The 19,479-nt window shown below is 56.8% G+C and carries 18 protein-coding genes; 13 read left to right on the forward strand and 5 right to left on the reverse strand.

The genetic code is table 11. From position 1 onward, the window contains the following. Positions 1–180: 180 nt before the first annotated feature. A complete protein-coding gene (locus RTU96_RS09695) occupies positions 181–429 on the reverse strand; it encodes a helix-turn-helix transcriptional regulator (RefSeq protein ID WP_312280936.1) in 249 nt (82 codons plus the stop codon). Between the two features lie 210 nt (positions 430–639). On the opposite strand from RTU96_RS09695, the gene RTU96_RS09700 reads away from it, so the two are divergent. Together RTU96_RS09700 and RTU96_RS09705 are read left to right on the forward strand one after the other, a co-directional pair. After that, positions 640–2,472: a methyl-accepting chemotaxis protein gene (locus RTU96_RS09700; RefSeq protein ID WP_312636384.1), complete on the forward strand. Its 1,833-nt coding sequence runs from the start codon at positions 640–642 to the stop codon at positions 2,470–2,472. 207 nt (positions 2,473–2,679) lie between these two features. Continuing rightward, positions 2,680–3,252 carry an N-acetylmuramoyl-L-alanine amidase gene (locus RTU96_RS09705; protein ID WP_312636385.1) on the forward strand — a complete coding sequence of 191 codons (573 nt, stop codon included), beginning with the start codon at positions 2,680–2,682 and terminating at the stop codon, positions 3,250–3,252. Positions 3,253–3,300: 48 nt separating this feature from the next. On the opposite strand, the gene RTU96_RS09710 is transcribed toward RTU96_RS09705, so the two are convergent. Further along, complete coding sequence (locus RTU96_RS09710) at positions 3,301–4,326, reverse strand: aminotransferase class I/II-fold pyridoxal phosphate-dependent enzyme (protein WP_312636487.1); 1,026 nt, start codon at positions 4,324–4,326, stop codon at positions 3,301–3,303. A gap of 290 nt (positions 4,327–4,616) precedes the next feature. Here RTU96_RS09710 and RTU96_RS09715 point away from each other — a divergent pair, with 290 nt between their 5' ends. The 3 genes from RTU96_RS09715 (at position 4,617) to RTU96_RS09725 (ending at position 7,687) form a co-directional block, all read left to right on the forward strand. After that, the gene (locus RTU96_RS09715) at positions 4,617–5,096 is read left to right on the forward strand and encodes a DUF4358 domain-containing protein (protein WP_312636387.1); all 480 of its coding nucleotides are present in this window, start codon (positions 4,617–4,619) and stop codon (positions 5,094–5,096) included. Positions 5,097–5,165: 69 nt separating this feature from the next. Then, entirely contained in the window at positions 5,166–6,560 is a 1,395-nt protein-coding gene (locus tag RTU96_RS09720; RefSeq protein ID WP_312636389.1) for an MBOAT family O-acyltransferase, read from the forward strand. 11 nt (positions 6,561–6,571) lie between these two features. Beyond that, positions 6,572–7,687 (forward strand): DHHW family protein, encoded by a 1,116-nt coding sequence (locus tag RTU96_RS09725; protein ID WP_312636391.1) that lies wholly within the window; start codon positions 6,572–6,574, stop codon positions 7,685–7,687. A 144-nt stretch (positions 7,688–7,831) separates the two neighbouring features. Here RTU96_RS09725 and RTU96_RS09730 read toward each other — a convergent pair whose 3' ends face one another. Then, entirely contained in the window at positions 7,832–8,380 is a 549-nt protein-coding gene (locus RTU96_RS09730) for a DUF4364 family protein (RefSeq protein ID WP_312636392.1), read from the reverse strand. A 154-nt stretch (positions 8,381–8,534) separates the two neighbouring features. Between RTU96_RS09730 and RTU96_RS09735 the strand changes: the two genes are divergently transcribed. The 8 genes from RTU96_RS09735 to RTU96_RS09770 all read left to right on the forward strand — a co-directional run bounded on the left by RTU96_RS09735 (position 8,535) and on the right by RTU96_RS09770 (position 16,037). After that, positions 8,535–9,623 carry a DUF3048 domain-containing protein gene (locus RTU96_RS09735; RefSeq protein WP_312636393.1) on the forward strand — a complete coding sequence of 363 codons (1,089 nt, stop codon included), beginning with the start codon at positions 8,535–8,537 and terminating at the stop codon, positions 9,621–9,623. A 33-nt stretch (positions 9,624–9,656) separates the two neighbouring features. Next, complete coding sequence (locus RTU96_RS09740; protein ID WP_312636394.1) at positions 9,657–9,878, forward strand: helix-turn-helix transcriptional regulator; 222 nt, start codon at positions 9,657–9,659, stop codon at positions 9,876–9,878. Next, positions 9,875–11,761 carry a ComEC/Rec2 family competence protein gene (locus RTU96_RS09745; RefSeq protein ID WP_312636396.1) on the forward strand — a complete coding sequence of 629 codons (1,887 nt, stop codon included), beginning with the start codon at positions 9,875–9,877 and terminating at the stop codon, positions 11,759–11,761. Before RTU96_RS09740 ends, RTU96_RS09745 begins: the two co-directional genes overlap by 4 nt. Next, the gene (locus RTU96_RS09750) at positions 11,700–12,041 is read left to right on the forward strand and encodes a hypothetical protein (protein ID WP_312636397.1); all 342 of its coding nucleotides are present in this window, start codon (positions 11,700–11,702) and stop codon (positions 12,039–12,041) included. Before RTU96_RS09745 ends, RTU96_RS09750 begins: the two co-directional genes overlap by 62 nt. 11 nt (positions 12,042–12,052) lie before the next feature. Continuing rightward, a complete protein-coding gene (holA, locus tag RTU96_RS09755) occupies positions 12,053–13,108 on the forward strand; it encodes a DNA polymerase III subunit delta (protein WP_312636399.1) in 1,056 nt (351 codons plus the stop codon). Continuing rightward, positions 13,105–13,704, forward strand: a complete 600-nt coding sequence (locus tag RTU96_RS09760; protein WP_312636400.1) for a DUF4093 domain-containing protein — start codon at positions 13,105–13,107, stop codon at positions 13,702–13,704. The genes holA and RTU96_RS09760 overlap by 4 nt, the downstream gene beginning before the upstream one ends. Before the next feature lie 242 nt (positions 13,705–13,946). After that, entirely contained in the window at positions 13,947–14,183 is a 237-nt protein-coding gene (locus RTU96_RS09765) for a DUF6514 family protein (RefSeq protein WP_293009749.1), read from the forward strand. A gap of 159 nt (positions 14,184–14,342) precedes the next feature. Then, the gene (locus RTU96_RS09770) at positions 14,343–16,037 is read left to right on the forward strand and encodes a glutamine--tRNA ligase/YqeY domain fusion protein (protein WP_312636402.1); all 1,695 of its coding nucleotides are present in this window, start codon (positions 14,343–14,345) and stop codon (positions 16,035–16,037) included. A gap of 223 nt (positions 16,038–16,260) precedes the next feature. On the opposite strand, the gene RTU96_RS09775 is transcribed toward RTU96_RS09770, so the two are convergent. Together RTU96_RS09775 and RTU96_RS09780 are read right to left on the reverse strand one after the other, a co-directional pair. After that, on the reverse strand, positions 16,261–17,220 hold the full coding sequence (locus RTU96_RS09775; protein ID WP_312636403.1) for an FAD binding domain-containing protein: 960 nt from the start codon (positions 17,218–17,220) through the stop codon (positions 16,261–16,263). Next, the gene (locus RTU96_RS09780; protein ID WP_312636404.1) at positions 17,217–19,478 is read right to left on the reverse strand and encodes a xanthine dehydrogenase family protein molybdopterin-binding subunit; all 2,262 of its coding nucleotides are present in this window, start codon (positions 19,476–19,478) and stop codon (positions 17,217–17,219) included. The genes RTU96_RS09775 and RTU96_RS09780 overlap by 4 nt, the downstream gene beginning before the upstream one ends. Position 19,479: the final 1 nt, after the last annotated feature.

The raw sequence follows: 19,479 nt of genomic DNA on the forward strand, positions 1-19,479 counted from the left end.
AACAAAGCCCCGATTTACGCCGGGAACCCGCTGCCACGAGGGCTAAGGCGCTTTCAAACGCCCTGACAGACGTGCTGCTGAAAAATAAGACCGTCCGCTGTATGCATGCATACAGCGGACGGTCTTGCTTATATCCCGGCGCCCGCAAGGATGCCGGTGAGGAACGGCGGCAAAGCGGGGCTATTTCAGGTGCAGATCCTGAAAAAATTCATCAAAGCTTTCCACATGATAAAGCTCTTTCAGGGCAAGCAGGACACTCACTCTGATATTGTAGCGGCCCCGCTCCATTTGCGAAAGAACCTCCCGGCTGATGGATAAGCCCATCAGCTCAAGGCTTGCGGCGACCTGCTCCTGAGAGAGCCGTGCGTGTTTTCGAAGCCGCTTTAAATTGGTTCCCATGGAAATGTCCTGTTTGAGTTTCTCCGACATATAAGCCCCCTTCCGAAAGTATTTAAAAATCCTTTAAATACTTTTGTTGATTTTATCGTATTGTATATGATAAAATTGGAATGCATGCATTCCAAAATTAAGGAAAGCACACATCTAAAAAGAAAAGAGGCGAGTTAACAAAAGACAACGCACCCTTGCGGCGCAATGAATGAACGGGAACAACTTTAAAAAGATAAAGGGGAAAAATATATGGGTAAATGGTATAAAAATTTAAAAATTGTAACAAAGGTCACGGGTGGGTTTTTAATTGTGGCACTGATTGCGGGCATCATCGGTGCGATTGGGATTTTTAGTTTGGAGGGTGTGGACGCGTCTTATAAAACCGCTTATCAGGATTCGACTGCCGCGCTGGAATGTCTTGAGAAAATCAGCTCTGCCAACCAAAAAATCCGAGGCGACCTTTATAAGCTTTTGCTGGTGGAAACGCAGCAGGAAAAACAGGAAGTCCGAGCCGAGCTTTCTGATATCGACAGTATAATTGAAGAGGCGCTTGCGAATTACAAGGCGATGCTGGTTAAATATGATGCCTCAGAGGTTGAAGAAGAGCTGGCGCTGATTGCCGAAATGGAGTCAAGGCTTCAGGCGTTTCAGAAAATACGGAATGAATTTGTGAACGGATCCGGAATGGATGTCGAAAACTGGATGGAGGGCTATGCCGTTTTGACCGATGAGGTCGCTCCATACCGCACCGCGGTTGACGAGAGCATCGACGCTGCCATCGACTATAATAACGCGTATATCGTCCAGCAGGTTGAGACAATGGACCGGCAGGTGAAGGTGACCGAGGCTGTCATGAGTGTGGCCATCGCAATCGGCGTGGTGCTGGCGGTGCTCATCGGGATTTTGATTGCTCGAAATTTGTCCCGGCGCATCCGAGGGGTGGTGGAGGCCACGGAAAAGCTGTCCGAGGGAAATCTTGACGTTCATATCGCCGTGGATTCCAGAGATGAAATCGGCGTGCTGGCCGAATCCTCCCGCAAAATGTCCGACACGCTGAAGGCGATTATCAGCGATCTTTCCCGGGAGCTGGAGGCATTTGCCGACGGCAATTTTGCCATGGACTCTCAGGCGGAGGACAGCTACGTGGGTGACTACCGTCCCATGCTGGATAACATCCGGAAGATGCGGGACAAGCTCAGCAATACGCTCAGCAACATAGGCCTTGCGGCGGAGCAGGTGTCCACCGGCTCCGAGCAGGTTTCCGCCGGGGCGCAGGAGCTTGCCAGCGGTTCCACAGAGCAGGCCGCCGCCGTGGAGGAGCTGGGCGCCACGGTGGAGCACATCTCGGATCAAGCCCGGGGGAATCTGGACATGGTGGATTCTGCGGCAAAGTCCATCCGCAAGTCCGACGAAGGCGTCACCGCCGGAAACCGGCACATGGAGCAGCTAACAGAGGCCATGGCAGGTGTCGCCTCCGCGTCCAGCCAGATTGCCAGCATTACCAAGGTCATCGAGGATATCGCGTTCCAGACCAACATTCTGGCGCTGAACGCCGCCATTGAGGCCGCCCGGGCTGGTAATGCGGGCAAGGGCTTTGCGGTGGTGGCGGACGAGGTGCGGACCCTTGCGGGAAAATCCGCCGAGGCCGCCAAGCAAACGGCGGAGCTGATTGAAAATTCTGTGTCCACGGTTGCACGGGGAACGGAGCTGACAAATCAGACCGCACAGATTCTCAAGGATGTGGACGCGGCGGCCCGGGAGGCAACGGAGAGCTTTGGAAGAATCGAGCGGTCTATCTCGGAGCAGACCGGAGCCATTGAGCAGATCAGGGAAGGACTCTCCCAAATTTCCTCCGTGGTGCAGACCAACGCTGCCACGGCGGAGGAAAACTCCGCCACCAGTGAGGAGATGTCCGCACAAGCGGTCAGTCTGCGTCAGGAGGTCCAAAAATTCAGACTGTGGGAGGGTGCGGCGCAGCAGCCCCTCGGCAAAGACGATGGGGACGAGCCCGGCGAAGTTCACCAAAGCAAGGTTCGGGAAATTCCCGGCGCCCGCACTGAAATGACCGCGGGAAAATATTGACGGCGCAAAAGCACGTTTGAGAAACGGGCGGTATATATGTATGATCGGGAGGCGAATCCGCAGGATTTGCCTCCCTCCGCTTTTCCGCCGGTTTAACAATGCGGGGGGGCGCAAGGCCCGGTCCCGCTGCTTTGCACTTCCGACCCCGGCGGTGAATATGATGCTGATACAGGGATATTACCTCATCATGGAACAGGAAGTGTTAGCATGGCAATCAAGATCTTTATTGACCAGGGGCACAACCCGACGGGCTATCACAATACCGGCGCGTCCTGGTACGGGCTTGACGAGCAGGACGTTACGTATCAGGTGGGCGTTTATCTGGCGGAGATGCTGAACAGTGATCCCCGCTTTGAAGCGCGCCTGTCACGGCCCACGCCCGACACGGTTCTTGGCACCAACAACTCAACCAGTCTTGCGGAGCGGGTGCGCATGGCCAACGAGTGGCCCGCCAATTATTTTATCAGTATCCACGTCAACGCAAACCCCAACCCCGCAATTAACGGCTCCGAGGTCTACATCTATCAGCTTTACACCCAGTCCAACTGGTTGGGAGAGGCTGTGTTGGACGGGATCGTGGAAGCCGTCGGCACAAAACGCAACGGCGTGATTGCAAGGCCGTCTCTGTATGTTCTGCGCAGGACCACTATGCCCTCTATTCTGGTGGAGATGGCGTACGTGTCCAATCCCTCCGACATGGAGAAGCTGCGGGATAACCAGTATCAGTTCGCGCAGGGCATTTATAACGGCATTATGCGGTATTTCGGATTTGCCTCCTAAAGAAAGAAACTCCCCCTGCCACAAATCGGCAGGGGGAGTTTTATATACTCATAGAGCGGCCAAATCCTGCAAAAACCGATCTACAGCTTCCCGGGGGGTGGCCCAGCTGGTCACAAGACGGATGCCGGTCAGGCCGTCCCCTGCGGGGCCGTTGTACTCAAACGCATAGCCCCGCTCCAGACCGTTCACCACCGTATTGGGGAAAATGGGAAAAATCTGATTGCTGGGGGAGTCGGAAGCAAAGCCGTAACCAAGCGCCTCGATACCCCGGCGCAGAAGCTGAGCCATCTCGTTGGCATGGCGGGCCAGATTGAAATACAGTCCGTCCTCCAGCAGGGCTGAGAACTGAAGGCCCAGCAGGCGGCCCTTTGCCAGCATGGCGCCCCGCTGCTTCATGTAGGCACGGAAGTCTGCCGCCTTGCAGCCTCCTGAGATAACAACGGCTTCGCCAAACAGCGCGCCGTTTTTCGTTCCGCCGATGGTAAACACGTCGGTAAGCGCCGCCAGATCGGAAAGCGCAAGGTCGCTGCCCTCTGCCGTCAGGGCAGAGCCAAGACGAGCACCGTCTAAAAACAGGTACAGTCCCCGCTCCCGGCAAACATCCCGCAAGGCGGAAAGCTCCGCCCTGGTATAGACGGTGCCAACCTCCGTCGTATCGGAGATGTAGACCAGCTTGGGGTGAACCATGTGCTCCGAGCCATCGTGTCCGTCCAGCACCTGCCGCACAAGTGCCGGGGTCAGCTTCCCGTCGGGGGAGGGAACGGTGCAGACCTTGTGGCCGGTGACCTCCACCGCCCCCGTCTCGTGGGTGGAGACATGGCCGCTGTCCGCCGCAATTACTGCCTCGAAGGAGCGGAGCAGCGCGTGAATCACCAGCATATTTGCCTGCGTGCCTCCCACAAGGAAATGCACGTCAGCCTCCGGCGCGGCGCACAAACTGCGAATCGTTTCCGCTGCCGCCGTGCAGCGGGGGTCCAGGCCGTAGCCCCGGGTCTGTTCTTCGTTTGTCTCGGTCAGGGCTTTCAGCACTGCGGGGTGTGCGCCCTCGCTGTAATCGTTGCGGAAGCTGTACATAAAGTTCCTCTTTTCTATGATTAAAAAATCGGTGCGCAGGCGGTTGGTGGGGTCTTGGTTTTCGTGATTGCGGGCAGATGCGTCCTTTGCAGCAATATCCATTGAAATCGCCTGCCGTTTCTGCTATCATACCTCTGGAAAGCAAAAAAATCAAGGATGAACGCCATCCGCCATAAGAGGTGTGCCTAAGAAAATCCAGCATTATGACGGGAACATTTTTCCCATTTGATCCGTTTACAAAGTGAGACTTCCGGCTGCGACCGGGAAAATGAAAGGAACATTACATTGCTATGAAAAAGCTGTTATTTTTAATTTCGGCGGCGCTTGTGCTGATGATGGGACTGACTGCCTGCGGAGAAACCGGGGACAAGCACCCGGACCTGACCGCCTATTACGACTCTATGGCCGAAAAGCTGAACTGGAGCGACGAGAACATGATGGAAACGCCTGAAGACGTGCTGGACATCTACTATCCGGGACTGAAAGACATTGAGACAAAGCAGTTTATTGCCCGCTCGGTCATGATCAGCGCCACGGCGGAGGAGCTGGTGCTGATGGAGTTCAATTCCCCGGAGGACGCGGAGGCCGCCAAGGACATCCTTCAGCAGCGGATGGACGATCAGGTGGACGGCGGGGCGTGGTATCCCAGCACCATTGAGACGTGGAAAAACGCGCAGGTGTCCGTCAACGGAAGCTACGCCGCCCTCATCGTCTCCGGGGAAAACCAGAAAGAACTGACCGAAGCTTATAACGCGCTGTTCGCGTCCTGAACGGCGGCGCTGTCCGGCCGCGGTTTCAAGCCGCGGCCATTTCCCTGCATATAGAAAGGAGGCGCCGCGTTGGTATTCAGCAGTCCTGTGTTTTTGTTTTTTTATCTTCCTGTTTCGTTGGCGCTGTACTTTGCCGTCCCATTGAAGTGGCGGAATCTGGTGCTGCTTTCGGTGAGTCTGCTGTTTTACGGCTGGGGAGAGGGAATTTACGTCCTCATTATGCTCCTGTCCACCGCCATCGACTATACTCACGGGCTTCTGGTGGAAAAATACCGGAACGAGGATAAAAAGGCACGGTGGTTTGTGGCCCAGTCCGTAATTTTTAATCTGCTGATTCTGGGCTTTTTTAAGTATTATAATTTTATTGCCGCGAATCTCTCGCTGATTCCGGGCTTTGCCCTGCCGGATTTGAACGTGCATCTGCCCATCGGCGTCTCCTTCTACACGTTCCAGACCATGAGCTATACCATCGACGTATACCGCAAAGACGCGCCGGTGCAGAAAAACGTTGTGGCCTTCGGAACCTTTGTCACCATGTTTCCCCAACTGATCGCCGGGCCTATTGTAAAGTATAAGCAGGTGGCGCTGGAGCTAAATTCCCGCCGCACCACGGCGGAGGGGTTTGCCCGGGGCGCGCTGCGGTTCACTGTGGGTCTTGCGAAAAAGGTGCTGTTGGCAAACTCTGTGGGCGTGCTGTGGGAGACGCAGATGGCGGCCCAGTCCGCCGGGACGCTGACGGCAGCGGGGGGCTGGCTGGGGCTGGCAGCGTTCTCTCTCCAGATTTATTTCGATTTTTCCGGCTATTCCGATATGGCCATCGGCCTTGGGTATATCTTCGGTTTTAATTTCCCCGAAAACTTTGACCACCCATATCTTGCGAAATCCGTCACGGAGTTTTGGCGGCGGTGGCACATGTCTTTGACTGGGTGGTTCCGGGAGTATGTCTACATCCCCTTGGGCGGCAACCGAGGCGGGGAGTGGAAGACCCTTAGAAACATCCTGATTGTCTGGACGCTGACGGGCGTCTGGCACGGGGCAAGCTGGAATTTCCTCCTCTGGGGTGAGTATTTTGCCGCTTGGCTGATTCTGGAGAAATACGTACTGGGCGGCGCGCTCAGTCGTGCGCCCGCAGCGGTGCAGCGAATTTATACTTTGATGATTGCCGCCGTGGGCTGGGGTCTGTTTGCCATTGAGGATTTGGGTCGGTGCGCCGCGTATTTGAAAATTTGCTTCGGCGGCGGGACACTGTGGAGTGCGGGAGATGGGTATCTTTTGAGAAGCTACGGCCTGACCCTTGTGATTCTGGCCCTTGCATCCACCACGCTGGGCCTGCGCCTGTGGGCGCGTCTGCCGGAGCGGGGACGGCAAATTGCTGCGCCTTTGCTGATGCTGGCGGGTTTGACGGTGTGCACGGCGTATCTCGTGGACAACAGTTATAATCCATTTTTGTATTTCCGTTTTTAGGGGGTGAGGGAATGACGAAAAAATACGGGATGTTCCTCTCCGCCCTCTTCTGCGCATTTTCGGTTGGCATTGGGGTGCTGCATCTGGCGCTGCCGGACCGGGCGTGGTCCGAGGATGAGAACCGGACGCTGGCAAAGCGCCCTGACCTCACCGCGGCAAGCGTTGCGGACGGAACGTTTATGACGGACGCGGAGGACTATATCGCAGACCAGTTTCCGGGGCGGGACGGCTGGACGGGCCTGAAGGCCCGGACGGAGCAGCTTCTGGGAAAGTCTGAGTTCCGGGGCGTATACCTGTGCGGGGATACTTTGATTAACCGGGGGGACGAGCCGGGGGAACAGGCGGAAAAAAATCTTGGATATGTTTCCGTATTGGCGGAAACGGCGGAGGTCCCTGTGTATCTGGGGCTGATTCCCACCGCGTCGGAAATCTGGGGGAACAGACTGCCCGCCGGTGCGCGGGTTCCGAATCAGAGCGCGTTTATCCAAAGTGCGCTGGAAGAAACGGGCGTTTCCGGGGTGGATTATCTCTCCGTGCTTCAAGGCCGGGCGGGAGAGAAGCTTTTTTACCGCACGGATCACCACTGGACCAGTCTGGGTGCGTATTACGGCTACACTGCCCTGTGTGAGGCTTTGAATGAAGAGGCTGTAAGTGTAGATTGCTTTACACCAGAAACAGTCAGTACAGACTTTAACGGAACCCTGTATTCCACCTCCGGCATCCACTGGCTGACGCCGGACACCATGGAGTATTACGTCCCGGAGGAGGGCGTGACAGTGGCCGACCCGCAGGAGAGCGGAATGGAAAGCCTGCCGCTGTATGACCGCTCGTATCTTGCGAAGAAGGATAAATATTCCTCGTTTCTGGGGGGCAATCGTCCAGTGTGCATCGTCAAAAATCCAAACGCCGCCACGGATCGCAAAATTTTGCTGATACGGGACTCCTATGCCGACGCCATGGCCCCATTTTTGTCGCAGACCTTTGCGGAGGTCCACCTGCTGGACCTCCGGTATTACCATCTGTCCTCGGCGGAGTATGCCCGGGAAAACGGGGTGGACGGCATCGTTGTGAGTTACAGCGTACAGAATTTCGTAACGGACAAGAATCTCGCATTTTTGAGCCGCTGATAAAAGAGGGCAGACGCGGAATAACCGCGCCTGCCCTTGTTTATTTTCCCAATCTACGCGTTTTTTGGAAAAAGATCATCAACAGCCGGGAAAAAGAAAGCGCTTGAGGAATTAACTCCCTCAAGCACTTTTATGATTATTTAATTATTTTTCGCTTTTTTCATCCTGCCCATCGGAAAGAAGTAAGTCCACAATCTGGCCGTACAGCCGTTCAGGGCTTTGGCGAAAACGCTTTTCAACTGCCTTGGCCATGTCTTCCCGCACCATCATCAGCTCCATATCCATCACGCTGCCCATATCGTCGGACAGGGACAGGGCCACCGTCCAGGTTCCGTTGGGCCGCTGCACGGAGGAGGCCTGTACCTGACTTTTGCGCCGTAGGCGGCGGTTGTAGTCGGACAGATTCCTGTCGCACCGCAGGCGGACGGAATAGGGCAGGTTGGACTCGCAGATTTCGCTGTTTCTCTGCCCCTTTTCGGTTATGGCGTATAGACCGTCGTCGGAAAGCGTCAAGTGTTGTGTCTTTACAAGGTCTGCAAGACAGTCGGAAAAGTCAAAATAATCAATGGCGTCATCGCATAGCGTCAGCTCCAGCACCGCGTCGAAAGGCACCGGCTCGATGACCCGAGCGGCGATGTACAAAATCAGAAATTTAATCTCCAGATGATCGTGAATAAAGCCGTGTCCGGCCATGAAACCACCTCCCTGCGCCGCTAAGGCGCTGTCTCTTACGACCTATTATAGCTGCTTTAGACCGGTTTGTACAGAGCAAACCTGCAAAATGACTTGACGGAGCGGCCCCGTGGTGGGATGATAAGGAAAAAGCTGACGAAAGGCGGCACGTTTATTGAAACGATTTTTTTCGCTCCTGTGCGCGGCTCTGACCGTAATCAGCCTTTCCGCCTGCGGCGGAAAAGAACCTCCCGCTCCGGCAGAGTCGTCCCCAGCCGTCTCCGCCCAGGCGCCGGAGGTGCTTGAAGAGCCGGCGCCCTATGTCCCCTCCGGCACAAACCCTCTGACGGGGCTTCCCATGGAACCGGAGTATGAAACCCTGCGGCCCGTGGCGGTGATGCTGAACAATCTCAAGGAGGCCCAGCCGCAGCTTGGCCCCTCTCTGGCGGATATTATTTACGAGGTTACCGCCGAGGGCGGCATTACCCGGATGCTGGCCCTTTACCAGACGCTGGAGGGGGCGCAGGTGGGAGAGCTTGGCAGTGTCCGCTCCAGCCGCCCCTATTACATCGAACTGGCCTTGGGTCACGACGCGCTGTATGTCCACGCCGGGGGCAGCCCCGAGGCGTATTCCGACCTGTCTGCATGGAAGGTGGACAACATGGACGGAGTCAACGGCGGGTCCGACGCGAAGATTTTCTGGCGGGACAAGGAACGGAGAAAGACCATGGGCTATGAGCACAGCATGATTACCTCCGGAGAAAACATCCTTGCGTATCTGGCCAAGGGCCGCTTTTCCACGGAGCACAAATCCAATTATACCTACAGCCAAAAGTTTGTGGACGACGCAACGCCCCTCAACGGCGAACCGGCAGAGCATGTCCGGGTAAAGTTCTCGGTTTACAAAACCGGGACCTTTGAGTATGACGCGCAGAGCCGTAAATACCTTGTAGGGCAGTATGATGCGCCGTATGTGGACAAAGACACGGGGGAGCAGGTGGCGGTGACAAACCTGCTGGTGCTGGAGACAAATATCTCCGTGATTTCCGGGGATTCCTACGGGCGGATGAAGGTGAGGACCACCGGCGAGGGAGACGGCGCATATTTCTGTGGAGGGAAGACCATTCCCATCCATTGGAGCAGGGCCAATCGAAACAGTCCCTTTGTCTATACCACGCAGGGCGGAACGCCGCTGAATCTGGAGCGGGGGAACAGCTATGTGTGCATCATCAGTCCGAAAACCGGGGCCGTGGAGGCTTCGTAACTCGCAGAATAATCCACATTATGAGGTGAGGCCATGTATTTCAGGCGTATCCGGGAGCTGAGAGAAGACCGCGACCTTACCCAAGCCGCCGCAGCGGCGTACCTGAATATGCACCGCAGTGTCTACCGCCGCTATGAGAGCGGAGAGCGGGAAATCCCCGTTTGGGCGGCAATTGCGCTGGCGGAGCTGTATCGCGTCAGTACGGACTATCTTCTGGGCAGGACCGACCGGCCCTCGCTGCCCGGAAAGAAATGAGGAAGCTGGCGACGTGGGCGGCCTCCTTTGCCGCGGGGATTTTTCTGGCGCAGGTTCTTTTGCCAAACCGCTTGCTGCTGCTTTGTTCGGCTGCGGCCTTGGGTTTTGGGGTTCTGACGCTTTTTCTGCGGGAACCGGCGCGGTATCGGGCGGTTCTGATCTGCACGGCCCTGTCCTTTGCACTGGGGTACAATTGGGCATTTGCGCTTTTGGTGCAGGCTCCGGCGGAGGCACTGGCGGAGCAGGAGCTGACGGCTGTGACCATGGTTTTGACGGACTATCCGCAGACGACGGCTTACGGCGCAAAGGTCACGGTGCGCCCGGACATTCCGGGCCTGTGGGGTGTGCGGGCCGTGTATTACGGGGACGCGTCGCTGCTGGAGCTGGTTCCAGGCCAAACGGTGACGGACGACCTGCGGCTGAAAAGTGCGTCAAAGATACAGGATGATGAGGTGACGACCTTTACCTCCCGGGGCGTGTTTCTTCTGGCCTACGGCAGGGGAGAAGCGGCGTATGGAGACGGAAGCGCGGCCTCGCCCCGATGGTGGCCCGCCCGGATGGGACAGGCCATGCGGGAGAAGATTGCAAAGCTGTATCCCGGCGAAGCGGCGGGCTTTATGACCGCCATCCTCACCGGCGACGCCACGCTGCTGAGCGAAGCGGCGGGGACGGATTTAAGCGAGGCGGGCATCTACCACATCATGGCGGTGTCCGGTTTGCACTGTTCTTTTTTGGCGGCGATGACGCTGGCACTGATCGGAAAGAAGCACCGCCGGACGGCGGCGTGCGTGGCCATTCCGATTCTGATATTCTATGCGCTTCTCACCGGGGCGCGCCCTTCGGTGGTGCGCTCCTGCGTGATGCTGTCACTGCTGCTGATTGCGCCCGCATGTGGGCGGGAGGGGGACTCTCCCACGGCCCTGAGCTTTGCCCTGCTGCTGATTTTACTCCAAAATCCCTTTGCTGCCGCGTCCGTCGGACTTCAGCTCTCCTTTGGTGCGGTGGCGGGCATGCTGTGGATGACGCCGAGGCTGAATCATTTCTTGCTGGGCGACAGGGAGCGGGGCCGGGTGGTTCGGACCATCTCCGCCAGCATTTCCGCTACCTTGGGATCGCTGGTGTTTACGCTGCCCCTATCGGCGTATTATTTCAATTTTCTGGTGCTGGTTTCGCCCCTTTCCAATCTTCTGTGCCTGTGGGCGGTGAGCGTGATTTTCGGGGCGGGGCTGATTTGCGTCCTGTTGTCGTTTGCATGGATGGCGCCCGCCGTGCTTCTGGCGCTGATTCCAAGGGGACTAATTATTTATGTGCTGGCGGTGGTGGAGGTTCTGGCAAAAATTCCGTACCACGCGCTGTATTACACAAACCCGTTTTTGAAATACTGGCTGGTATACTTCTACCTCCTGTTTGGCGCGGCGTACCTTGGAAAGCCCAAGTCCCGCCGCAAATACGCGGTGGCGGCGGTGCTGGCGGCGCTGTCTCTGACGGTGACGGTGAAACTGGGCAGGGTTTTCTATACATGGGGCACGCTGGATATTGTGGCGGTGGATGTGGGGCAGGGAAGCTGCACCGCCATGGCCTCCGGGGGCCAGTTCGCGCTGATGGACTGCGGTTCTTCAGCCAGTTGGAAGGGCGCGGGCGGAGACGCCGCCGACCAACTTCTCAGCATGGGCTGCCAAAGGCTTGACTATCTGGTGCTGAGCCATTACGATTATGATCATGTTTCCAGAAGCGGCGGAAAGTCACGGCGCGGCGGTGGAACTGGTGACGGAGGAACGGACGCTGGACATCGGAAACAGCGTTTTAACGGTTTATCCGCCGGTGGGCACCGGCAGCGACAACGACAGCGGGCTTGCCCTGCTGTGCACCGCCGGGGAGTTTGATTTGCTCATCACCGGCGACATGGACACCCGGACGGAGAAAAAGCTTCTTGCCGCCTACCCTCTGCCGGATATTGAGGCGCTGATTGTGGGCCACCACGGCTCCAAATATTCCACGGGAGAGGAACTGCTGGCGGCGCTTAGCCCGGAAATCGGCGTGGTCAGCGCAGGTCGAAACAGCTACGGACACCCGTCGGACGAGGCGTTGCGGCGGCTTGCCAAGGCGGGCGCGGCAGTCTATCGGACGGACCGGCAGGGAAACATCCATATTTCTGTAAAGTGAGAGAGATGAACATGGCTTATCAAACGGCGAAGCCCAGAGAAAACAAGGCGTTTCAAAAGCTGAAGGAGGATTTGTCCGCCGGAACGGCGGGCAGCGTTTACATCTTCTACGGAGAGGAGGCGTACCTCCGGGAATACTATCTGGGGGAGCTGCGCAAGAAGCTGATTCCGCAAGGCTTTGAGGAGTTCAACTACCACCGGCTGGAGGGGAAAGAGCTGACAGTGCAGGCCCTTTCCGAAATGGCGGAGGCGATGCCCATGATGACGGAGCGGACGCTGCTTCAGGTGAGCGATTTCGATATTTTCAAGCTGGGCGAAGACCAGCGGGAACGGCTGATTTCGTTTTTGGAGGACGTTCCATCCTATTGCTGCGTGGTTTTTTCCTATGACACCTTGGATTATAAGCCCAACAAAACCATGAAAAAGCTGTGCGCTGCGCTTGCGGAGCATGCCCGGGCGGTAGAGTTCCGTCAGGCGGAGAGCAGTGATTTAACGGCATGGATTGCCCGGCGGTTTCGGGCGCTGGGCAAGGAAATCGACCGGCAGACAGCGGAGTATCTCATCTTCCTCTGCGGTCCACTGATGACCGGTCTTGTCCCGGAGATTGCCAAAATCGGCGCTTATGCGAGGGGAAAGAACGTCACGGAGAAGGACATCGACGCAGTGGCGGACCCGGTGCTGTCGGCGGAGGTATTTAAGCTGTCCGACGCGGTGCTGGCGGGGAATTACGATGAGGCGGCCCGGATTCTGGGGGATCTTTTGAAAATGCAGACCGAGCCGATTTTGATTCTTGGAATGCTGGGCGCGCAGCTTAGGCGGATTTACACCGCCAGACTATCCTTAGACAGTGGGAAGGACAAATACTGGCTGATGAGCCTGTGGGGCTACAAGTCGGACTATCCCGTGCGGCTTTTGCTGTCCGCCGCGAAAAAGACCACGACGGCTTGGTGCGCGCGGGCGGTAAAGGAGTGTCAGGTGCTGGACAGGCGGATGAAGAGCGAAAAGGGCGTGGACAGCGCGGGAGAGCTGAAGCTGTTACTGGTGCGTCTGGGGGCGCAGAAGCGATGAGAAAGGTGCGGGAAGTGATTGTGGTGGAAGGCCGCTACGACAAAAACACCCTTCGTCAGACGGTGGACGCCGCCGTGTTCCCAGTGGGAGGCTTTGCCGTTTTCAACGACAAGGAGCAGCTTGCGCTCCTTCGCCGTCTTGCAGAGGAGAGAGGGCTGATCGTGCTGACGGACAGCGACGGCGCGGGCTTTGTCATCCGCAATTATCTCAAGGGCGCTTTGCCGAAGGATCTGGTGAAGCAGGCGTATATCCCGGATTTATACGGCAAGGAGCGCCGCAAGCGCAAGGCCGGAAAAGAGGGGAAGCTGGGCGTGGAGGGAATGCGCCCGGAGGTGCTTTTGGACGTGCTGGAGCGGGCGGGAGCCACCTTTGAGGGAGAAAACGCCCCCGCGTCTGCGGGAAAGCCCCTGACAAAGGCCGACCTCTATGGGCTGGGTCTTACCGGAGGGCAGGACAGCGGAGAGAAGCGCCGGATACTGCTGCGGCGACTGGCGCTGCCGGAGCACCTGTCCGTCTCCGCTATGCTGGAGGCGCTGAACCTGCTGTACAGCAGGGAGGAGCTGTTGAGCCTTCTGAGCGGAGAGCAACGACCTTGAAAATCGGAAAATGAAAAAAATGAATGCTGTACATTCCAAATTTGTACAATCTACACAAAAAACAATTTTCAAATTTCGATATTTTTTGCATTCAAACAACTATATTCCATAATTCGACAAAATTCGACACAAAGGTGTGGTAGAATGGCTGGTGTATCGACTTCCATCCGGCATAATTTGGGAGCAGGGCTGGGTTTTCACTGGCAGTTTGTCAAAAATGGGAGGGATCGCGGTTGCGCAGAGTGTTTATCGGGGAGACTGAGGTGCTGGGAGAAAAAACGTTTTATTACCTGTTGGAGAGTACGGACAAGCTTTTGGGCGGCTATGGAGTGGAAATTATTCGGGGAGACGAGCGGAGCCGCGTACATGGACTGGCAGTGTCCGGCGACAGGGTATGGCGGCTGGCGGAGCTGCTGCTTCGCTGCGCCGTGACGCCGGTGGCGCTGAAGGATGTGACAGAGGATTGGTTGATTTGCTGATGGGAGAGCGGGTGTGTCCGTGCGCGGCAAAATCGGCGCCGCCTTCTGCCGATTCCTTTGGTGAGCGTTTCTCTTGCTTTTTCCGGGCGAAGTTTGTATAATGGACTTCTGATTATCGATCAAAGCAAAAGAGCGCCACAGGAAGGAAGGAAACGCAACATGGCAGAGGAACGCAAGATTCCGGAGTCTGAGACGCCGGAGAGCCGCAATTTTATCCAGACGTTTATCGAGGAGGACATCGCCCCCGGCGGACAATACGCCGGGATGACGGTTCACACCCGCTTTCCCCCCGAGCCCAACGGATATCTGCACATCGGCCACTGTAAGGCGCTGACCATTGACTTTGGAATGGCGGAAAAATACGGCGGCCTGTGCAACCTGCGGATGGACGACACCAATCCCACCAAAGAGGATGAGGAGTATGTAGACGCCATCAAGGAGGACATCCATTGGCTTGGCTTTGACTGGGGCGACCGCTTTTACTATGGGTCCGACTATTTTGAAGAGGATTACCGTCAGGCGCAGAGCTTGATCCGAAAGGGCCTGGCCTATGTCTGCGAACTGAGCCCCGAAGAATTCAGGAAATATCGGGGCGAAATTGGTGTGCCCGCCCGCAGTCCCTGGCGGGACAGGCCTATCGAGGAAAGTCTGGACTTGTTTGAAAGAATGCGCCGCGGTGAGTTTGAAAACGGACGCATGACCCTGCGGGCCAAAATTGACCTTGCCAGCGGCAACTTCAATATGCGGGACCCGGCGCTTTACCGCATCAACCACATGCGCCACCACCGGCAGGGGGACAAATGGTGCATCTATCCCATGTACGATTTTGCCCACCCCATTCAGGATGCGCTGGAGGGGATTACCCACTCGCTGTGCTCTTTGGAGTTTGAGGCCCACCGCCCGCTGTACAACTGGGTGGTGGAACACTGCGACCTGCCCGCAAAGCCCCGGCAGATCGAGTTTGCCCGGCTGGGGATCGACCACACGGTGATGAGCAAGCGAAAGCTGCGCACCCTTGTGGAGGAGGGCGTGGTTTCCGGATGGGACGATCCCCGGATGCCCACCCTGTGCGGCTTGCGCCGCAGGGGGTATACGCCCCGGGCCGTCCGCAGCTTCTGCGAACGCATTGGCGTTGCAAAGGCCGCCAGTGTGGTGGAATACGGCTTTTTGGAGCACTGTCTGCGGGAGGATTTGAATGAAACTGCCCGGCGGACCATGGCGGTACTGCGGCCCTTGAAGCTAACCGTTACCAACTATCCGGAAGACAAGCAGGAAACCCTTACGGTAGAGAACAACCCCGTGGACCCGGAGGCCGGGACCCGGGAGGTGCCTTTTTCAAGGACGGTGTATATTGAGGCGGACGATTTCATGGAAGAGCCCGCCCCCAAGTACAAGCGCCTGTATCCGGGCAACGAGGTGCGCTTAAAGGGCGCGTATCTTGTGACCTGTACCGGCTGCGTTTTGGATGAAAACGGCAATGTTACTGAGGTTCTGTGCGAATACGACCCCGACAGCCGAGGCGGCGACCCCGCCGACGGGCGGAAGGTTAAGGGGGCGACGATTCATTGGGTGGACGCCGCCACCGCCGTGGACGCGGAGGTGCGGTTGTACGACAACCTGTTTACCGACGCGGACCCCGACGGCGCGGACAAGAATTTTATGGACTATGTGAATCCTGCCTCGCTGGAGATTTTGCGGGGCTGCAAGGTGGAGGCGGAGTTGGAAGGCGCCGCTGCGCCCGCCAACTTCCAGTTCATGCGGCTGGGCTATTTCTGCCTTGACAACAAGGATTCCGCGCCGGGACGCCTGGTGTTTAACCGCAGCGTCAGTTTGAAGGACAGCTTCAAGAAGTAAGCGCGTTTCTCCTGAGGGGAAATGGCTTGAGATATCAGGGAATCGTTCCGTATACTCCTAAAATATTTTTCGCCCGGTGGTCATTTGGCCGCCGGGCGAAGTGTATTTAACGTCAGTTTCCAGCAACTGCGAGGGACTATAAAATACAACTGGGAGCAAAAGTGCCCCGCCGACTAATAGACGGCGGGGCGCTTTTCCGCAGGAAGCTGTGGGAGCGGGTGATTCACAGCTTCGGCGCTTCCGGACATTCCTTGCGCAGGGAGAGCAAAGGAAACAACTGCGTATATAAGTCACGTTTACGCGCCGGGGAAATACACGCCTCCACGATGGGCAGTGCCAGCGATTTTAACTCCGCCTGACAAGCGGCGAGAATCTCATCGTCCGCCATCGAATTTTCCAGAAGTGCGGCGGTTTTCTCTAAAACCACCGGCTCCGGCGCGACTGCGCCGCTTACCAGCTTTGGCGGGCGGGGCCCGCCGCAGCGAAGCGCAAAGTTAATCAGCGGAAAGTCGATACTGGTGCGCATTGCATATTTGTAAAATCCGCTGCGCTCTCCCCGGAGGGGCTTATCAATGAGAAAGCGGGTTATCAGGATTTTCAGATGATTGCGGCAGGCCAGGCCGTTGGCCTGACAGTGGCGGTGAAGCAATTCTTGGAGGGGTGCACATTGAAGCGCACCGTTTTCCCAATATTCTGCCTGCGCGTCGTAAATCAATAATGCGGTGGCAATATCGGAGTAATAAATTGCCCTGCATACAGGGGAATTTGGAATCTGGTGACATACGCCGCCGCCGGTTTTGAAGCAGGCCGGAAGCGCGCTGCGCCATCCGGCGCTTTGATTAAAGTAAATGCAGCGGCGATCCTGCATGATATTGCCGCCCATGGTTGCGATATTCCGTATCTGCAAGGAGGCCACGGAGGCCGCTGCCTGAGCGAGAGCGGGAAGCCGGCTTAGAATCAGGGTGGACTCAGCCACGTCCGTCAGAATAGCCGCTGCCCCAACGCTGATGCGGTCTCCATCCTCGCGTATGTCGCGCAGGGAAGGAATCTGTGAAAGAAAGATGAGGTTTGCATCGTCGCGTACCTGATTTTTAAATAGTGGCATCAGGTCGGTGCAGCCGCCCGCAAAAGCGGCGTCCGAATAGGCCACAGCCTGCGAAAGGGAAGTGGGAAAGTAATTCATGAAAGGCCTCCTCCTTCCGTGCCGCAAGGCAGAATGACAAATCGGTCGCACAGCGGCAAAGTGCCGATTTCCGTCTGTGCCGCATTGTTGACAGCATTCATAATGGCCGGCGCCACCGGAACGGTTGACACCTCGCCCACGCTTTTCGCCCCGTGGGGGCCGGTGGGCTCATAGCTGTCGGCGATTACAACGTGAGTGCGGGGCATATCTCCGGCTTGCGGTATGCGATAGTGCGTCAGGTCGGTGGAGATTGTCTTTTGCGCACGGGAATTCCGCTCAATGCGTTCAAAAAGCGCGTAACCGATTCCCTGGGCAATTCCACCCTCCAACTGACCTTCTACCGTCATGCGGTTGATGGGCGTACCAACATCTGCCGCCTCGATGACGTGAAGCAGTCGGATTGAGTTTAACCTCGGACGGTATTCGACCTTTGCCATGCACACGACAAATGGGCTGGGGCTGGCCTGCGCTTTATAGGAACCGGTACCTATGATTACGCCGCCGTGTTGGTTGAAGGAAATTTGGCGCACAGCCTGCTGAACGCTGAGATGCTTGGATGTGTCCCCGGATTTCAGGCGGAAGCCTGTGTCCTCTTCAACGATTTCAGCTTCAGAGTCCGTTTCCCTGAGCTGGGCCAAAAGCTTTGCCCGGGCGTCGCGGCAGGCCATTGCAACGGCGTTTCCACAGACAAAGGTCTGGCTGCTGGCAAAGGTTCCCGTGTCGTAAGGCGTGAGCAGCGTGTCTGCCGCTTTGATGCGTATGTCGCGCAGGGAAAGTCCCAGCGTTTCCGCCGCGATCTGGCTGAGCATTGTCTCACTTCCCTGACCAATATCGGCAGAGCCTACCAGAATCCGCGCGGTTCCGTCGTCATTCAGCATTACGATGGCAGAGCTCATACCCTCTCTGGACGAAGGACCGGAGCCATGGCAGGCAAACGCCACGCCCCACGCCTGACGCACCTCGCCGTCCACAGTCAGCCCTTCCTGCGCATCAATGCGGAGACGAATTTCCATAGCCCTGTGGGCGCATTCTTCAATGGCGCAGCTTGTGACCGGTGCATCAACACACGGAAAATGCTCTCCCACCCTGACATGGTTTTTCAGCCGAAATTCCAGCGGATCTATCCCCAGACGCTTCGCCATTCGATCTATCATAATTTCCCGCCCGAAGGTAAGCTGCGTGTTGCCGTAACCGCGAAAAGCGCCTCCGCAGATGTCGTTTGTCAGGACGCTGTATCCGTCAAAAAAGTAATTGGGAATCCGGTATTGAATTTTGCGGCTCGCCCCGGCCACGATGGTAGGTCCGTGGACGGTATACGGGCCGATATTGGCAAGATAATATGCCCGGAAGTACCGCAAGGTGCCGTCTTGGTCGGCTCCGATTTCAATGTCGATTTCGGTTCCAAGGCGCGCGGCTGTGGCAGTCAGCTCCTCCTCTCGGGTGTAGACCAGCTTTACCGGGCGGCGGAGCTTTTTTGACATCAGGGCAATTACCGGCTGTGCGTGGAGCTGCTGGCGCGCGCCAAAGCCGCCCCCTACCGCGGGCTTGATAAACCGGACATCGTTTTCATTCACTCCCAAAATTTCGGTGAGAATTCTGCGCTCCTGAAAGACGGTTTGAGAGTTGCTGAATATGGTCAGATTTTTTCCATCGCTGTAATCGCAGATGCAGCAGGTTGGTTCAATGGGGACATGCTGCATGGCGGGTGTTGAGAAATGGCCGGAGAGCACGGTTTGGCCTTTTTCATCGGAACTTCCCTGAAAGACGCTTCGGTGCTTTACAATATTGTCGCTGGACAGATGCGGCTGAATTGCCCGCGCTCCGTCCTCCATAGCCGTTTTCAAGGTGAGGAGAGGCTTTTCCGTCTCGTATTTAATACGGACCTTTTGCGCGGCGGCCCGGCAGGATTCTGCGGTTTCTCCGGCAACGCACATAATCCGGTCCCCAATGTATTTTGGATGTTTTGTTAAAATTCGGGTGTCCTCCAGCAGCAGTGCTGAAGGAGGATTTCCGGAGGGGTTATACAGGACGTCCGGAATCTCGGGAGGGAGGAGGCAACCCAGAAATCCGGGAACTTTTTCTGCTTCCGAGCAGTCGATCTCCACCACCTGCGCGCTGGAATAGGGGCTGCGGATGATCACTGCTGCCGCTGCACCCGGGATGCTGAGATCTGCCGTATATGTAATTGCCCCAGTGGCCTTTTCCATGGATTCAAGACGTGGAATGGAGCGGTTTAACACGTGAAATCGGTTCTCCATG

Source organism: Oscillibacter sp., assembly GCF_032018205.1.
Classification (GTDB): Bacteria; Bacillota; Clostridia; order Oscillospirales; family Oscillospiraceae; genus Oscillibacter.

What these genes read in the sequence shown, in the direction of transcription:
- RTU96_RS09695 (WP_312280936.1), bottom strand. Translation starts at nt 429, where the DNA reads ATGTCGGAGAAACTCAAACAGGACATTTCCATGGGAACCAATTTAAAG.
- RTU96_RS09700 (WP_312636384.1), top strand. Translation starts at nt 640, where the DNA reads ATGGGTAAATGGTATAAAAATTTAAAAATTGTAACAAAGGTCACGGGT.
- RTU96_RS09705 (WP_312636385.1), top strand. Translation starts at nt 2,680, where the DNA reads ATGGCAATCAAGATCTTTATTGACCAGGGGCACAACCCGACGGGCTAT.
- RTU96_RS09710 (WP_312636487.1), bottom strand. Translation starts at nt 4,326, where the DNA reads ATGTACAGCTTCCGCAACGATTACAGCGAGGGCGCACACCCCGCAGTG.
- RTU96_RS09715 (WP_312636387.1), top strand. Translation starts at nt 4,617, where the DNA reads ATGAAAAAGCTGTTATTTTTAATTTCGGCGGCGCTTGTGCTGATGATG.
- RTU96_RS09725 (WP_312636391.1), top strand. Translation starts at nt 6,572, where the DNA reads ATGACGAAAAAATACGGGATGTTCCTCTCCGCCCTCTTCTGCGCATTT.
- RTU96_RS09730 (WP_312636392.1), bottom strand. Translation starts at nt 8,380, where the DNA reads ATGGCCGGACACGGCTTTATTCACGATCATCTGGAGATTAAATTTCTG.
- RTU96_RS09740 (WP_312636394.1), top strand. Translation starts at nt 9,657, where the DNA reads ATGTATTTCAGGCGTATCCGGGAGCTGAGAGAAGACCGCGACCTTACC.
- RTU96_RS09745 (WP_312636396.1), top strand. Translation starts at nt 9,875, where the DNA reads ATGAGGAAGCTGGCGACGTGGGCGGCCTCCTTTGCCGCGGGGATTTTT.
- holA (WP_312636399.1), top strand. Translation starts at nt 12,053, where the DNA reads ATGGCTTATCAAACGGCGAAGCCCAGAGAAAACAAGGCGTTTCAAAAG.
- RTU96_RS09760 (WP_312636400.1), top strand. Translation starts at nt 13,105, where the DNA reads ATGAGAAAGGTGCGGGAAGTGATTGTGGTGGAAGGCCGCTACGACAAA.
- RTU96_RS09770 (WP_312636402.1), top strand. Translation starts at nt 14,343, where the DNA reads ATGGCAGAGGAACGCAAGATTCCGGAGTCTGAGACGCCGGAGAGCCGC.
- RTU96_RS09775 (WP_312636403.1), bottom strand. Translation starts at nt 17,220, where the DNA reads ATGAATTACTTTCCCACTTCCCTTTCGCAGGCTGTGGCCTATTCGGAC.
- RTU96_RS09780 (WP_312636404.1), bottom strand. Translation starts at nt 19,478, where the DNA reads ATGGAGAACCGATTTCACGTGTTAAACCGCTCCATTCCACGTCTTGAA.